Origin of the sequence: Pseudarthrobacter raffinosi, assembly GCF_023913835.1 — a bacterium.
Classification (GTDB): Bacteria; Actinomycetota; Actinomycetes; order Actinomycetales; family Micrococcaceae; genus Arthrobacter; species Arthrobacter raffinosi.
Map to the genome: position 1 here is coordinate 368850 of NZ_JAMXBG010000002.1, position 16247 is coordinate 385096.

Annotated in this window: 12 protein-coding genes and 2 pseudogenes; 5 read left to right on the plus strand and 9 right to left on the minus strand. The window is 62.8% G+C overall.

Going from position 1 to position 16247, the window contains the following annotated elements:
* From NG697_RS03535 to NG697_RS03560, 6 genes are all read right to left on the minus strand, one after another.
* Nucleotides 1-534, minus strand: coding sequence for a flavodoxin family protein (locus tag NG697_RS03535; RefSeq protein WP_252599443.1), 534 nt, complete (start codon nt 532-534; stop codon nt 1-3).
* Between the two features lie 448 nt (nt 535-982).
* Entirely contained in the window at nt 983-2038 is a 1056-nt protein-coding gene (locus NG697_RS03540; protein WP_252599441.1) for a zinc-dependent alcohol dehydrogenase family protein, read from the minus strand.
* 125 nt (nt 2039-2163) lie between these two features.
* On the minus strand, nt 2164-3399 hold the full coding sequence (locus tag NG697_RS03545) for a universal stress protein (RefSeq protein WP_308293072.1): 1236 nt from the start codon (nt 3397-3399) through the stop codon (nt 2164-2166).
* A gap of 124 nt (nt 3400-3523) precedes the next feature.
* Nucleotides 3524-3991 carry a universal stress protein gene (locus tag NG697_RS03550; protein WP_252613634.1) on the minus strand — a complete coding sequence of 156 codons (468 nt, stop codon included), beginning with the start codon at nt 3989-3991 and terminating at the stop codon, nt 3524-3526.
* Between the two features lie 76 nt (nt 3992-4067).
* A complete protein-coding gene (locus NG697_RS03555) occupies nt 4068-5072 on the minus strand; it encodes a zinc-dependent alcohol dehydrogenase family protein (RefSeq protein WP_252599437.1) in 1005 nt (334 codons plus the stop codon).
* 6 nt (nt 5073-5078) lie between these two features.
* Nucleotides 5079-5546 carry a pyridoxamine 5'-phosphate oxidase family protein gene (locus tag NG697_RS03560; RefSeq protein WP_252613635.1) on the minus strand — a complete coding sequence of 156 codons (468 nt, stop codon included), beginning with the start codon at nt 5544-5546 and terminating at the stop codon, nt 5079-5081.
* A gap of 283 nt (nt 5547-5829) precedes the next feature.
* On the opposite strand from NG697_RS03560, the gene NG697_RS03565 reads away from it, so the two are divergent.
* Entirely contained in the window at nt 5830-7425 is a 1596-nt protein-coding gene (locus NG697_RS03565; protein WP_308293073.1) for a GAF domain-containing sensor histidine kinase, read from the plus strand.
* 2 nt (nt 7426-7427) lie between these two features.
* Here NG697_RS03565 and NG697_RS03570 read toward each other — a convergent pair whose 3' ends face one another.
* Nucleotides 7428-8108, minus strand: coding sequence for a response regulator (locus tag NG697_RS03570; RefSeq protein WP_252613636.1), 681 nt, complete (start codon nt 8106-8108; stop codon nt 7428-7430).
* Nucleotides 8109-8335: 227 nt separating this feature from the next.
* Here NG697_RS03570 and NG697_RS03575 point away from each other — a divergent pair.
* Nucleotides 8336-8893 (plus strand): annotated as a pseudogene (locus NG697_RS03575) (transposase); the annotation flags it as partial.
* 45 nt (nt 8894-8938) lie between these two features.
* Here the strand turns inward: NG697_RS03575 and NG697_RS03580 are convergent.
* Nucleotides 8939-9631 carry an NADPH-dependent F420 reductase gene (locus tag NG697_RS03580; protein ID WP_308293027.1) on the minus strand — a complete coding sequence of 231 codons (693 nt, stop codon included), beginning with the start codon at nt 9629-9631 and terminating at the stop codon, nt 8939-8941.
* Between the two features lie 120 nt (nt 9632-9751).
* Between NG697_RS03580 and NG697_RS21315 the strand changes: the two genes are divergently transcribed.
* Both NG697_RS21315 and NG697_RS03585 read left to right on the plus strand, forming a co-directional pair.
* The gene (locus tag NG697_RS21315) at nt 9752-9991 is read left to right on the plus strand and encodes a universal stress protein (protein ID WP_374209883.1); all 240 of its coding nucleotides are present in this window, start codon (nt 9752-9754) and stop codon (nt 9989-9991) included.
* Between the two features lie 9 nt (nt 9992-10000).
* Nucleotides 10001-13015, plus strand: a complete 3015-nt coding sequence (locus NG697_RS03585; RefSeq protein ID WP_252613637.1) for a Tn3 family transposase — start codon at nt 10001-10003, stop codon at nt 13013-13015.
* Between the two features lie 663 nt (nt 13016-13678).
* On the opposite strand, the gene NG697_RS03590 is transcribed toward NG697_RS03585, so the two are convergent.
* Entirely contained in the window at nt 13679-15136 is a 1458-nt protein-coding gene (locus tag NG697_RS03590; protein WP_252613638.1) for a catalase, read from the minus strand.
* A 561-nt stretch (nt 15137-15697) separates the two neighbouring features.
* On the opposite strand from NG697_RS03590, the pseudogene NG697_RS03595 reads away from it, so the two are divergent.
* Nucleotides 15698-15941 (plus strand): annotated as a pseudogene (locus tag NG697_RS03595) (recombinase family protein); the annotation flags it as partial.
* Between the last annotated feature and the right edge of the window lie 306 nt (nt 15942-16247).

Genomic DNA, 16247 nt, shown 5'->3' on the forward strand with positions numbered 1-16247 from the left:
TCAGGGTGCCGGCGAGAGGGCTGCGCCGAGCGTCTTTCCCCATTCGCGCGCCCGGTCGAGTTCACCTGGCAAAAGCTGGTTGGCGTCATCGACGAGGAAGCTCGCAGGCTCGACTATCAGCTCAAGGCCATGTTGCTTGAGTCGTTTCGCGATGCCTTTGGACGCGTGACCGGTCACTAGCTTGTTCCCCTTCAGCCGGGTGTCGAAGGCGGCCGCTTTTCCGGTTGCCTTGTCCAGGAAGTCGAACCATGCCCGCAAGCCCGGTCCTCCCGATGCGGCGTCCGGGACCAATCCCTTCTCCGGGTGTTCAAGGGCGTCTTTGACTGCCAGTTCCCACATCGGCTTCCTGCTCATGCCGTGGATGTGGGTCGGCCCTCCCACCACCAGGAGATCCGTGGCGGTGGGCTGGGTCTGGCCTGCCTCCTCCACGGACATCACGTGTGGTTCGGCCACCCCCTCCAGCCCTTGCGCTATCGCATCAGCGATTGCGCGTGTGTTGCCGTAGAGGGATTCGTAAACGATGGCTGCTTTCATGGTGTGGCCTTCTTCTCGAGTGCTGAGGCCAGGTCCTGGGCCCAGCTCGCTGCCTTTTCAAGTTCTCCACCGCGCAGGGGCCCTTCGGTGCCCCGGACGTAGAACGGGGCGGGGCGGGCGATGGCGTGGGCGCGCCTTCCGTGAGCAGTTTGGTCACCTTCTTGGCGGCGTCGCCATGGATGAAGAAGCGGACGCGGGTGTCGAACGCTGCGGCCTTGATGCCCTGAGCCGGCCGTTGCCCAACTGCGCCAGCAGTACCGTGATTTTGGGGGTGGGCCGCCAGCCGTTGATGGGGGAGCCGACGATGAGGAGATCGCCGCCTGACAGGTTCCCGGGGTTGAAGTCCGTCACGGAAACCGCTGCAGCGCGGATAGGTTTGAGGCCTTGTGCGATGGCTCTGCAACCGCCTTGGTGTTCCCGTATGCGGAGTCGTAAACAACGTAGCCTTTCATGCGGTGATCACTACTTTCAGGGCGTTTGTCTCCGCGGCCCGGGCGAAGGTGTCGTAGGCGTCCATGAACTGGTCAAAACGGAAGCGGTGTGTTGCAAACTTTTCCGCCGGGAGCTTCTTCTGGGCCACGAGTTTCAGCAGCATCGGAGTGGTGTTGGCGTTCACGAGTCCCATGCTGATGTTGATGTTCTGGATCCAGAGGTTCTCCACATGGAGTTCCACTGATTTGCCGTGCACCCCCACGTTGGCGACATTCCCGCCCGGCCGGACGATCTCCGTGCACATGCTGAAGGTCGCGGGAATGCCCACTGCCTCGATGGCCACATCCACGCCCTGGCCGTCGGTCAGGCCCAGCACCTGTTCCTTCCAGTCGGCGTCGCCTGACAGGACGACCTCGGTGGCGCCAAACTCGCGGGACTTCTGCAAGCGGTTCGCGTCAAGGTCGATGGCGATGATGGTCGCCGCTCCGTAGAGCCCGGCGGTGGCGATTGCGGCCAGCCCGACCGGACCCACCCCGACCACCGCTACCGTGTCGCCGGGCTTGACCCGGCCGTACTGGACCCCGATTTCGAAGCCCGTGGGGAGGATGTCCGACAGCATGACGGCCTGCTCGTCGCTTACACCGTCGGGCAGCAGATGGAGGGAGTTTTCGGCGTATGGGACCCGCACGTATTCGGCTTGCGTGCCGTCGATCAGGTGGCCGAAGACCCAGCCGATGCCCGAGGCACCCTCGTCGCCCATGCAGTGCGAATAGAGGCCGCTCTTGCAGTTGGCACAGTGGCCGCAGGACTTGATACAGGAGATGATCACGCGGTCGCCCGGTTTCAGGCTAGTCACGGACGACCCGACCTCAGTAATGGTTCCCACTCCTTCGTGGCCCAGGATTCTTCCTTCCGTCACGGCCGGCACATCCCCTTTGAGGATGTGCAAATCCGTCCCGCAAATGGTGGTGGTGTCAACCTTGACAATGGCATCGGTGGGATTCCGGATCGCCGGATCGGGGACTTCCGTCCAAGACTTCTTCCCTGGGCCTCCGTAAACAATAGCTTTCATAACCGTTCCTGCCTGTTGCTGTTGATAGGGTTCCACGGCGTGCGGAATGCTGCTCCACCTCAACGATGACGCCCGATTGCCTCGCCGGTAAGGGACAAAAGTCCCGGAAGTCCGACGGCGGCGGCTCAGGTCGCCACATTGCCCGCGGTCCCGCCGGGCTCCAGTTGCCGGGAGATCAGGACAGGGGCCGTGGCGTGGTGAAGGACTGCGTGGGCATTTGACCCGATAGCTCCTCTGAGGAGCCCCCGGCCCTTGCTTCCGACGACGATGAGGGCGGCACCACGGGCAGCATTAAGGAGCGCCCGCGGGACGGAAGTATCCTGGGCAACGTGCTGGCTGATAGGCACGTCCGAAGCCAGACCGCTGGCGTCGTGAGCGGCCGTCAGGAGGAGGCGACGGGCCGCTCCTTGGCCCCCTCCGGCCTCGTGGGCTGTGCGGTCATGGGACCGGATGACGTGGATGATCATCAGGTCCGCTCCCGTAGCACTGGCCATGGCACAGGCAATACTCAGGACGCCCGCCGACCCGGAAGAGTCAATTCCCACCACGATGCGCCCCTCCGGGTTCTTATCGAACCGGATGACCGCAACGGGGCAGGACGCCGTCGCCGCGAGTTCCAGACTTACTGAACCCACCAGAAGTCCCATAAATCCACCGATCCCGCGGCTGCCAAGAACCAGCATCCGCGCATCTTCCGCGATCCGCCGGAGATGGCCTGCAGGAAGTCCGTACAGGAGGCTGCTCCGGATCCTGACCCGGGGCGCCACTGACAGCGCCTCAGCTTTCCCCTCATCAAGGATGGCCTGCGCCTGATGTTGCAGCCCGCTTCCCTCTATGCCCTTGACGGGTCCAAGGTCGCTGGTCAGCAGCGGCCACAGTGAGCAATGAACCACCTGCAACTCACAGTCCAAAAACTTCGCGTGCCGTGCAGCCCAGCGCACAGCCAGGGCTGCCTCAGCCGATCCGTCGTAGCCAACTACCACGCGGTCAGGGGAGGGCATGGCTGGACCGGCCTTGCCGCCGCCCTCCACGGAGGCCTGCCCGGGAGCAATCGAAATCCCTGCCGGCAGGTCTGAGCCATGCGCGACGAGGACTGGGCATTTTGCGTGTTCAGCCACCGTTGCGCTCACCGCACCCAGCAGCTGCCCTTCAAATCCGTCGTGGCCGCGGCTGCCCCCTACAACCATGTGCGCAGACCTGCTTTCTTCGACTAGGACCTTGGCCGCCGGCCCTTGGGACACCACCATTTCGAGCCTCGCAGGAGGAACACCGTAGAAGGCCTTGGCCACTGCCTCGGCACAGATTTTCCGGGCTTCTTCATCGGGGTTCCAGACAACCGGGGTGAAAGTGCCGAAGGCGATCTGGAACTGCTAGGAGGACATGGCCCGGATACGGGCGTTGAGCAGCGGCGCCAATGCGCCCGCCCAGCGCAGAGCGAGTGTGGAAGGAGCGCTTCCGTCTACGCCCACCACGATTGGCGGCAGTTCAGCCGCCGGTGGCATCGTGTTCCTCGGCCTCCTGGCTGACCACCAGCACAGGGCAGTGCGCATGGGCTGCACACGCTGCGCTGACGGAGCCCATGAGCTGGCCAAAGAGGCCGCCGTGGCCGCGTCGACCAACGACGAGCATTTGGGCGTTGCGGCTTTCGTCAACCAGGACCTTCGCAGGCGATCCCACTTTGACAGCTGTCGTGAGATGTTCTGGGCGCTCCGCGCCGTAGGCCCTGTCGATGGCCTGTTCCATGAGGCGTTTGGCGATGGCCTCAAGCTCGGCCGTTGTATCGATGTAACCCGGAGGCAGGTGCGCGGGCAGGTAGAAGTCGGAGAAGCCCAGGCATGTGACGAGGTGCAACGGTGCGGCCAGTGCGGACGCCAGGCGCCCGGCGAGGCGCAGCGCCGCGGGGGAGTATTCGGAACCGTCGATTCCGACAAGGATGCGATCGTTATCACTCATGGCAGTACCTTCCCCCAGGATCCGGCGGTGGCCTAGGGCCGAAGGTCACTGAAGGCACACGGTTTCCGGCGGCGCCTCAGGCTGGTCGAAGCAACACTGCGGCCCCCGTGAACCGGTCCAGGGACAGGTCCAGCAATGCCTGGTCTGCCTTTGTCCACGGATAGGGGGTAGTGGTGGGGCGGAGCGGTATTTGCTCTGCCAGCGCGAGGAGTTCCCGCCCGTCGGCTCTGGTATTGGCCGTGACGCTGCGCAGGCGGCGCTCCTGAAAAAGGTCCTTTTGATAGTCCAGGACCGGGATGTCGCTCAAGTGGATGCCTGCGACGGCGAGGGTTCCTCCGCGGTCCAGAGCTCGAAGCGCGATTGGTACCAGCCGGCCCGCAGGAGCGAAGAGGATGGCCGCGTCCAGCAGCTCAGGCGGGACTGCTTCAGCGGGCCCGGCGAACTTTGCCCCCAGTTCAAGGGCCAGCCTCTGCGCCGCCGCCGACCGTGTCATGACATAGACGCTTGCACCCTCGTAGATAGCCATCTGCGCCGTCAGGTGGGCCGATCCGCCAAAGCCATAAATGCCGAGTTTGCCTCCCGGCGGAAGGCCGGAGGAACGAAGCGCCCGATAACCGATGATCCCGGCACACAGCAAGGGCGCCGCGTGCTCATCGGTAAATGCTTCGGGTATCCGGTACGCGTAATCCTCGTGGACGGTCATCAGCTCCGCGTAGCCGCCGTCCGCATCCCAGCCGTTGAATGACGGGGCGAGACAGAGGTTCTCTGACCCGCGGGCACAGAAGCGGCAAGAGCCGCACGTACGGGCCAGCCAGGCTGCCCCCACGCGCTCGCCAAGACGGAACCGGGAGCTGCCAGCTCCGAGCCCCACCACCTCGGCGACCACTTCATGGCCAGGGATCCGTCGAGCAGCACGGGGCCGCAGGTCTCCTTCAGCAAGGTGAAGATCTGTGCGGCATACACCACATGCACGAACCGAGAGCAGGACCTCGCCCGGCCCCGGCGATGGATCAGGGCGCTCGCCCAGGCGCAACGGACCTGACACGATGGGGCCGGGTTTTTCAACCCACCATGCCCTCATGACTGGTCATTCAAGTCCGGCGCGGGTGGCCTCATCCAAGGGACCGCCCCAGGTCAACGGGGCGGCGATCTTGAAACGCCGTCCACTGACACTCTCCGGGACAATACGGAGGAAATGGTCCTTGGGGCCTGTCTCCCAGGGGAACAGTAACTGTCCTACGGAGTCAAGGAGTTCAGGGGTACGGGTGAGGGCTGTGGCCGGCCCTTTCACGACGACACTCCAGGCAACGCCCCCATCCGTGTCAGCACCATCGGCTTCAAGCGCCACCAGCTTGCCCAATGCGGACGCAAGCTTGGTGCCGGCACCTGTTCGGAAGACAAGTGATTCATGGTCAACCTTGTAATTGATGGGAAAGATCTCGGGGTGGTCGTTCACCCACACGGCAAGGCGGCCCACGGAGTCGCCCCGCAGCAAACGCCAGCACTCTTCAGTTGGCAGCACGGCGGTCTCCGGTATCGATGAATCTGGGGTCATGGCCACGATCATACGGAGCAGGTGCGACCGGCTGTAGGGCACAAAGACCCCTCACCGAACCTGCGGTGCTGGATGAACCTCCCCTGCAGGGGTAGTCTGTGTGCACCGGCTGCAGCCGGCAGGCCGGCCCGCGTGGATGTCCATCGAAAGGCGGGTTACATTGAACGAGCCCATACACCCCACCAGTACGGGCGCCCGGCAACCCGTTGCCGGGCCTCGAATCGACGAACTTCGTACCGACTTTGTTGACCGTGCCGGGGAAATGGTAAGCGACCAGCAACGGATGCAAGGACTTCTAAGTGCCGTCGTTGCCTTGGCCGAGGATCTTAGCCTGGAGGCGGTGCTGCACAGAGTGGTCAGTTCAGCGTGCCACCTTCTCGGGGCTGATTATGGGGCCTTGGGAGTGATTGGAGGCGACCGTGCCCTGAGCCATTTCATCACTGTGGGGATAGATGAGGGACTCGCCCGTCAGATTGGCCCCCTCCCCACAGGACATGGCGTTCTTGGCCTCCTGATCCGCGATCCGAAGCCGCTGCGGCTGCATGATCTTAGCCAGCATCCGGATGCCTACGGGTTTCCCAAGAATCATCCGCAGATGAAATCTTTCCTGGGCGTGCCGATCCGAGTGAGGGACGTTGTGTTCGGCAATCTCTACATGACCCATAAGAGAGGCGGCGGCGACTTCACAGACGAAGACGAAGACCTGGCCGAGGCACTTGCTGCAGCCGCCGGCGTCGCCATCGAAAACGCCAGGCTCTATGACGATGCCCGGCGCAGAACCGCATGGCTTCAGGCCTCCATGGATGTGACCAACAAAATGATGGGCGACGAGGAGACGCCGGAGGGCCAGAATGGGGGACTGGACATGATCGCCGCCAGAGCACTCCAGGAGTCCGGTTCCACCCTTGCCCTCATCCTGGTCCAGGAGGACACTCCCGACTTGTACCGGATCGCCGGAGGTGCGGGGAACCATGCTCCGGAGTGGGTCGGACGGCTTTTGTCGTTTGACTCGGGCGAAATGGACACCGTTCTCGCCACGGGCCACGCCGCTGTGATTGAAGACGCATCGTCTGCCCTCGGCACCGGAAGTGACCTGGCCACGAGCCGGCTCCTGGTTATCGACCTCAGCGCCCACGGCACCCACCACGGCCTACTGCTCCTCCTGCGGGAGCGTCAATCCGGGACGTTCAGTACGACGGACCTGGAGATGGGTCCCGTGTTCGGATCGCACGTCGCACTGGCGCTCGAGCTGGCGCGTGCGCATCGGCTGCGGGAGAAACTTGCCGTGTTTACCGACCGGGACCGGATCGCCCGCGACCTGCATGACCTCGTCATCCAGCGCCTGTTCGCAGCAGGGCTCAGCATCCAAAGCCTCCGACGTTATATGTCCGATGACTCCGCAGCCAGGACCATCCAGACTGTGACCGCCGAACTGGACGAGACAATCCGGGAGCTACGCAACACCATCTATTCGCTGAGTGACTCCGCCACGGCGAAGGAACTCCTCAGCAGCCGTGTCCTCCAGACGGTTCGTAGCGGCGCGCAGTCCCTGCCGTTTGTCCCCCTGCTGACTCTTACGGGGCCCATCGACGCGATCCGGGATGAAGAAACCGCCCTGAATATCCTGGCAATGATCACGGAGGGGCTGAGCAACGCCGTCCGGCACTCCGGAGCGGATTCGATCCGCGTGTCGGTTTCCGTGGACAACAGTCTTGTCGGCATCCTGATCCAGGACAACGGCACAGGATTCAGCGTGCCTTCGCCTGGCACCGGCCTGACGAACATGCAGCACCGGGCCGCCTCACTGGGCGGCACTTTCGAGGTCGCCAGCTCCCCGAAAACGGGAACAGCACTGACATGGACGGCTCCAGTTTTCTGAGGTCAGTGTTCATGGTGCTGCGCCACATGGACCGCGGCCTGCGTCCGCCGTTCAAAACCCAACTTCGCAAGCAGGGATGAGACGTAGTTTTTGACTGTCTTTTCCGCCAGAAGCATACGTTCGCCGATCTGGCGGTTTGTCAGACCCTCCCCAATGAGCTCCAGCACCCTGCGCTCCTGCCGGGTCAAGGACGCGATTTTTGGGTCCACGCGCTCCGGTTCTCCCAGTCCCTGAACAATCCGGGCCTTCAGGTCGGCATCAAACAGGGATTCCCCCTTGGCGGCGCGGCGCAGGGCACCGATCAGGGCGGAACCGCCTATTTCCTTGAGAACGTACCCGGAGGCCCCGGCCAGGACCGCGCCCCGCAGCGCCTGCTCGTCGTCGTAGCTTGTGAGGATCAGGCAATTAATCGTTTCATCCACCGAATGCACATCGCGGCACACTTCGATCCCCGTCCCGTCCGGCAACCGGGCATCAAGTACTGCCACGTCCGGGCGCAGCGCCGGAATCCGACGTGCCGCTTCGGCGGCAGACCCGGACATGCCGACGACGACGAAACCTTCGCTTTCCAGGAGGTCCTGAAGGCCCCGCCGTACCAGCTCGTGGTCGTCAAGGATGAACACCCGGATACCGTCGTCGGATGATTCAGTCCATTGCTCCGATGCTGTCGAGGCGTTCATCATGTTCCTTTCTGTGTACCCGTTCCAACCGGTACCGAGGTGTCACGTCTGCGACTGACTCATTCTTGAGGAAGGACGGTATCGCCACAAGGGTCCAATGACCCGGCCGGCGCGGCGGGGTATGACCAATGGCCCTACCCCTGCCCGCGGAACCGGGGAAGGGACTGTGGAAATAACGGTGTATCCGGCTCGACACGCCGGGCGTTAAGCCTGGCGGGGAGGAGCCCGATATGGCCGCAACACTTGAGGCTGTGCCGAGTACGAAAACCGCTGAGAAGAAGACAGAAATATCCGAGGCTGACGCTGCCCGCGAGCTGGTCAGAATGGCGAAGGAACAGGGCCTGTCCCTGACCGGTCCCGATGGTCTGCTCAAGCAGCTGACCAAGACCGTGATCGAGACTGCGCTCGATGAGGAAATGACCGAGCACCTCGGATATAAAAAGCACGATACGGCCGGTAAACAGACTGGCAACTCCCGCAACGGGGTGCGCCCGAAAACGGTGTTGACGGAGACCGCCGGCCCCGTGCAGGTGGACGTGCCGCGGGACCGGGAAGGCACGTTCGAGCCGGTCATCGTCAAGAAGCGCCAGCGCCGCCTGACGGGGGTCGATGAGATGGTCCTCTCGCTCTACGCCAAGGGCTTGACCACGGGAGAAATCAGCGCCCATTTCGCCGAGATCTACGGTACGTCTGTGTCGAAGGAGACGGTCTCCCGGATCACCGACCGGGTGGTCGAGGAGATGGCCGCGTGGCAGAACCGGCCGCTGGACGAGGTCTACGCGGCGATCACCCGCGCTGAATGCCTGAAGGCGGGATCATCAGGCAACCCTTTTCTATGGAAAAATCCTGAGCGCGGTGTCCCAGTTGAAGTGCTGGTGCTCAGGGCTGACCTGCAGGCCCATAACAACCAGCATGAAGGCTTCAAGTTCGCGCGAACGCCGAAGCGGCCCCACGTCGATGGGCCTGAGTCCTGCGGCCGCTGCCACGGCGCTGACTTTCTCTTTGGCTTGCTCCGAGTCGCCGGCGATAAAAACGTCCAGATGTTGCCCGCCGACCTTTCCAGCCTCCAGGGTGGTGGGAAACGTGGTGTTGAATGCTTTCACCACATCCGCGCGTCCATCTAACAGCCGGGCTGTATTTTCGGCTGCGGAGGTGCCGGGCTCCGTGGTCAGCCGATCGAAATTCGTGACGTCCACGGTGTTGCTGATGTCTACGACGACCCGGCCGTCAAGAGCGTCGCCGATTTCCAGGAGGGCGTTATGGACTTCCTTGTGCGGGATGGCCAGGAAGATTATTGCTCCTGTGATGGCGGCCCCCGTCACGCCTCCTGTGGCACCGGGTCCGAGGCTTTCGACCAGATCCCGTGTTTTGGAGCCGTCACGGCCAAGAATCTGTACCGGGTTGTTCCCTCGCAGCATCGCCGTGGCGAGTGCGCGGGCCATGTGTCCGCTGCCGAGAATGCTGATGTTGGTCATGATCTTCCCTTGCTGGAAACGCCGCGATCTGCTTGTCCATCCAGTAGACATTGTTAGTCGGTTCGGGCAATAGGGACGAAAGCCCCGGAGGCGGTGGGGGCTTAAGGCACTGGCCGTTCAGTGCTTCAGCGAGACACTGTGGTGTAAGTGGTGTGATGAAGGGAGCAGGAGTTGAAGGCGCATGAGGTCCTGGCGGGGGTTGATGGCTCCAGCACAGGCGGAGGGGCTGCGGACTGGGCTGCGCAGAGGGCGGACCGGCTAGGCCTCCGGCTGCATTTGGTGCGGGTGGTGCCCGAATCCTCGTACTACAGGGTGCCGGCGCAGTACGTGGAGGCCGTGGCCGAGGCGCAGGTGCGGGGTCTGAGGAGGATCGGTACGGAAATTCACGGTAAGGGATCCGGTGGCTGTTGAATTGGTGCCATGGCGGTCGATTTCCTAAGTGATGAGCAGGCCGCCGGGTTCGGCCGATTCCCTGATGAGGTGTCGCTGGAGGACCTCGAACGCTTTTGCTGGTTGGACGATGCCGATCTGTCGGTAGCCGGCCGCCGCCGGGGGATGCACAACCGATTGGGATTCGCTGTGCAGCTGGCTACCGTGCGGGTCGTGGGCCGGTTCCTGACGGATCCGTTGGTTGTTCCCTGGCCGGTGGTCGAGTCCCTGGCCGGACAGCTGGGCATTGCGGATGCCTCCGTTCTCAAGCTATACGCGCAGCGGGAACAGACCGGTTACGAGCATGCAGCGGAGATCTCCGCCATCTACGAGTACGTGGACTTCGCCGATCCGGCCAGGCACGAGGAACTGAAGCTGTTCCTGTCGGCCCGGGCGTGGACGTCGGCGGAGGGGCCGGTGCGCTTGTTTGAACGGGCGGCGGTCTGGCTGCGCGAGCGGAAGGTCCTTCTCCCGGGCGTCTCCACATTGACGCGCCTGGTTTCAGAGGTCCGTGCCGGCGCGAATGACCGACTCTATGCGGTGCTGCTTGACGCGGCCGGGCCCTCCCTGATCCAGGAGTTGGAGGGCCTGCTTCGGGTCGAGGACGGCTCGAGGCTGACCGCGTGGGAACGGCTGCGGACGGGGCCCTCAAGGGTGTCGGTGCCGGAGCTGCTGCGGCAGCTGGACCGGCTGGCACGCCTGCGGGCCCTGGGCGCGGGGACCGTTGACGTGGAAACGATACCCGCGGGCCGGATGAATGCCCTGGCCCGCTACGGGCTGGCAGGCAAGGCATCGGCGCTTCAGGGGCTGTCGGGCCAACGCCGGGGCGCGACCCTGCTCTGCGCCGTGCGGGCCCTGACGGCCGAGGTCGCCGATGATTTGTGTGACGCCCTGGATGCGATCGTCACTGAACGGGTGGTCCGCAAAGCGGCCCGGGAATCCGCGACCGCCCGGTTGAAGTCCCTGCCCCGCTTGTCGCGGGCGTCGCTGCAGCTGGCCAAGGCTGCGGAAACACTGGTTGAGGTCCTGGGCAATGCGGAATTTTCCGGTGCAGATGCCGCATCCATGCTTGCCGAGCAGATTTCGTTGCCCGAGTTGCGCGCTGCGGTCGATGTGGTGACTGAATTGGTGAATCCTGCCGGCAGCGAGGGCGATACCGCGGCCGAGATGATGCGCCGGTTCACAACGGTGCGTTCCTTCCTGCCGGCGTTGGCATCGGCGGCACCTTTTGGGGCCACGGCAGGCGGGACCCCGACATTGGCGGCGCTGGCAGCGTTGCCGGACGTTCTGGACGGCCGTAAAACCGATCCGGGCCAGGTTGATCTGTCCGTTCTGTCACCCGTCTGGCAACGCCTCATCAACGCCTCGGAAGAGATCGATCGCAGGGCCTACACGGTAGCGGTAATGGACGCCGTCCATAAGGCGCTGCGACGCAGGGACATTTTCGTTCTCGACGGGCGCCGTTGGGGAGACCCCAGGGCACGGCTGCTGACCGACCAGGCATGGCAGGCGACCAAGAACGAGACCTTGAGAGCACTCCAGCTGCCTGAAGATCCCCCGGCACACCTCGACGGTGTCCGCGAGAGCCTGGACGCCCACTACCGGGCGGCGGCCGATCAACTGGCGGATAATCCTGCGGTGCGGATTGGCGATGACGGCAAGGTTCATCTCTCGCCCCTGGAGGCCAAGACGGTACCTGAGTCATTAACGCAGCTTCGGGGGCTCGTGTCGGCGATGCTGCCGCGGGTGGACCTGCCCGATGTGCTGTTGGAAGTGCATTCCTGGACGGGGTTCCTGTCGGAATTCAGCCACGTTTCGGAGGCCTCCGCACGGATGGACCAGCTCGGTGTTTCCGTCGCCGCCATTCTGGTGGCCGAGGCGTGCAACGTCGGCCTGACACCGGTGGTCAAGGACGGCCACCCCGCGCTGACCCGAGGGCGTCTGTCACACGTCGATCAAAACTATGTGCGCGCCGATACGCTTCGCGCGGCGAACTCCCGGCTGATCCAGGCCCAGTCCGGTCTTGGTCTCGCCCAGCGCTGGGGTGCCGGCTTGCTGGCGTCCGTCGATGGAATGCGGTTCGTGGTGCCGGTCGCCACCGTCAATGCCGGGGCGAATCCGCGCTACTTCGGCCAGGGCCGCGGACTGACCTGGCTAAACTATCTCAACGACCAGGTGGCCGGCCTTGGCGCCGTCGTCGTCCCGGGGACGGTCCGCGATTCCCTACACATTCTGGACGGGCTGCTCGATCTTGACGGCGGCCAACGCCCCGAGATGGTCGCCACCGACACGGCCTCCTATTCGGACCAGGTCTTTGGGCTGTTCACCCTGCTCGGGTACCGGTTCTCGCCCCGCCTGGCCGGGCTGCCGGACCAACGGTTCTGGCGCATCGACACCACAGCGGACTATGGACAGCTGAACGCTGTCGCCGGACGCAACCGGATCAACATGGACCTCATCACGGCGAACTGGCCGGACATGCTCCGCCTTGCTGGATCCCTGACTGCCGGAACCGTGCGCGCCTCGGAAGTTCTGCGGGTCACCCAGGGCGGCGGGACACCAAGCCTGCTCGGAAAAGCGTTGGCGGAGTACGGCAGAATAGCCAAAACCGGGCACCTGCTGGACTTCATCGACGTTGACGAGGGCTACCGCCGGCAAATCCATACTCAGTTGACGTTGCAGGAATCCCGGCACGCCCTGGCCAGACTCATTTTCCACGGCAGGAGGGGACAGATACGGCAGCCTTACCGGGAAGGCCAGGAAGACCAGCTCGGAGCCCTGGGCCTGGTCCTAAACGCAATCATCCTGTGGAACACCCGGTACGTGGACGCCGCGCTCACCGAGCTCCGCGACCGTGGCTCCAGTGTTGCCGATGAAGACGTACAACGCCTTTCCCCGCTGGCCTCGGAACACATCAACATGCTGGGCCGCTACACTTTCACCGCAGACCCCGCCGGCACGCGGCTTCGGCCCTTCCGGAACCCCGACGAGGACCGAGAGGCCTGACCCGGAAAACGGTGAACCGCTCTGCTGTCCCGCAAGGGGAACCCTGATCGGGCAGTTCCTTCGGTTAGCTCCCCTGTGATTAGGGTGTGCTTGGACTTTCCGGGAGTGGTTGAAGCGGCATCGGCATAGGAGTGGCGCTGCGCATTTGGCCCTCGGTCAGTGGAACAAAGCTTGTCACGCAACTGGATGCCGTCGGAGAGTCGGGGGCGGGGACAATCGATTCTGTTGAATTGGTGGGAAGCTGTCCTGTCTCCTGTCTCCTGTCTCCTGGCACTCGCGGACGAGACTGATACTGACTTTCGGGGATGGCTCTGCGGATGGCAGGGGCGGCTCCTGCCACTCTTCTCCGGCCCCGTTACTGCCAACACTTCCGCAGGCTGTGATAGAGAAAATCAGAATGCATGCGGCCATGAACACGCGGATCTCTCTGGTACGTCCCATGCCCTGATTGTCCCGATACCCGCTCCACAAAAATAGGGGGCAAGTATCAACCGCTGGTTTCAATCCGATCAATATTCCCTGTGGGGTGACTGTGAGCGGAAAGTGACGGTTAGACCGCAACCTTTATTTGGCGTCGCGGCCGTCCCATTTGGGGAACGGTGAGCGGGACGGAATTGAGCGCACAACCGTTGTGAAGCTATGCCGGCAACGAGTCAGTGGCGATTAGCGTGATCCCGCGCGCACACCGCTCTCAACTTTATCGCCAAGATCGTTGTCTACGTTGTGCCAATATTCGAAGGCACGCAGAAGTACTGGTTCGCTGACCCCGTTGAGAAGATGCCCGACAATGTTGCTCACCAAACGCTGTCGTGCAGAATCGTCCAGCACATCACGCACTAGCGTCCCTGCCTGTCCCCAGTCGTCATCTTCCGGATGGAGGGAAGCGGCTGAGCGGACCAGATCGCCGTCGGCAAACCACACGGCCGATTCGCCAAACCGTTCCGTGCCTGCGGTCGGCCCGCTCTTGGAGTTGGGCACGTAAACCGGATCCCCAGGGTTGTGATGCCGCATGTTGCCGTCTTTGGCATAGGACCGAATCTCAGCGTTGCGCGGCTTGTTTACTGGTAACTCGTTGTAGTTGGTTCCTATCCGGGCCCGGTGCGCATCCGGATAGGAAAACATGCGGCCCTGCAACATGCGGTCTGGACTCGCCCCGATCCCCGGCACCATGTTGTTCACCTCGAACGCCGCCTGCTCAATTTCCGTGTGATAGTCAGAAGGGTTTCGGTCGAGCGTCATACGACCGACGTCGATAAGTGGGTAATCCTTCTGGGAAATGACCTTGGTCAGATCGAACGGATTGAAACGATAGTCTTTTGCCTCATCGAAGGGCATGATCTGCATTTTCAGACTCCAGCTCGGGTACTCACCGCGCTCAATTGCGTTGTGCAGATCGCGGGTGTGATAGTCGCCGTCTTTGCCAGCCATCTCATCCGCTTCAGCCTGAGCAAAGAACTCGATGCCCTGATCCGTCTTGAAGTGATAGCGAACCCAAAACTTCTCACCTGCCGCATTGACCCACAGATAGGTGTGGCTGGAGAATCCATCCATGTTTCGCCAGGTGCGCGGGATGCCACGGTCACCCATCAGCCACGTGACCTGATGCGCTGACTCGGGGGAAAGTGTCCAGTAATCCCACTGCATGTCATTGTCACGAAGATTGGTATCGGCGCGACGTTTTTGCGAGCGGATGAAGTCCATGAATTTCATTGGATCCCGCATGAAGAAGACCGGGGTGTTGTTGCCGACCATGTCGTAGTTGCCCTGCTCGGTGTAGAACTTGATGGCAAAACCACGCGGATCGCGCCATGTGTCGGGGCTTCCACGTTCCCCCGCTACGGTTGAGAACCTGATCAGGAGGTCAGTCTTGCGTCCCGGTTGGAACAGATCGGCCTTGGTATAAGCACTAACGTCATTGGTCACTTCAAATCGGCCGAACGCGCCACCGCCCTTTGCATGCGGCTGTCGTTCCGGCACACGTTCACGGTTGAACTGCGCCATCTTTTCGATGAGGTAATGGTCCTGCAGAAGAATCGGCCCGTCTGGACCAACGGTCAACGAGTGTTCGTCGCTGGCTACCGGAATGCCCGCGTTGTTCGTGGTGAAGTTCTGCTCTGACATGATTTCCCAATCGGTTGTCTGATCCGCTTCCGAACAGCTCCGAAAGTGGTCAACTAGCCTCCGGCCAAGATGGTGACATCAGCGATCCGATCCGATCGGTGTTCCTTAACCAGTAACTCCATACGACTCTTCCCATGAGGTTGGCGTCAAGAAAAATCTGAAACATCTCGGGTTTCATGCCACGGTCATTTCGGAAGTCTCGCCCGTTGTCGAGCCAGTTCACGAACTACAACTTGCCTCTCCTGCACAATCCCCACGCCATGCACGGACGACCGAAGTCCAGTGCACCGGATATGGAGACAGCCAGTCCGAGACCGTCGACCCCCACCGATTCTGACCGTCAATGTTTCGCAACCAGGGCTGCTGAGCCCCCAGATCCACTACCGCTGCGTCATGTAGGGACGCCGAACGGGCCACCCCTGAGAAGACGGAACCAATCGTAAATCGGCTCCTTCTGGGTCGAACTCGGGTGCCCGCGAGGGGACGGCGGGCAGTTCGGGACTCGAACGCTCGGCGGGATCGATGTTGACCGGTGCGGTCCGGCGGTTCACGCTGCCGTGCATGAATGAATTACTGATTGGATACGCACGCGTATCCACGAACGAACAAGATCTCACTGCCCAACAAAACGCCCGCGAACGACTGGGTGTTTAGACCTGCCTTGATCTACACCGACCACGGCCTCACGGGCACCAACCCTGCCCGGCCTGGTCTTCGGGAAGCGCTGGCCGCGTGCCGAGGCGGTGACACCTTGGTGGTTGCAAAGCTTGACCGGTTGGCTCGGTCCCTTCGGGAACAACCTGACCCCCAGACGTCCCAATGAACGAGCCGCAAGCCGGACGATCACTGGCGCAGATTCAACGTGCGACACGCGGTTGATCAGCCATCGCGGCGCTGCGTCACGTGGGGATCGCTCAGCGGGGCGTCCTGTGGTATTAGGTCACGCGCCGCAACGGACAGACCTGACGACGGGCATTGTCGCGTGGCAGATCAACCACCGAGAGGGGTAAGGGGCTTGAGGACCAATGCTCGGGAAAGTCACGCTAAGCCGGTGGGGCCAGGTATCAGAGGTTCTGGTCGGCACCGCTGTTACGCCGGGTCAGCGGCGCTG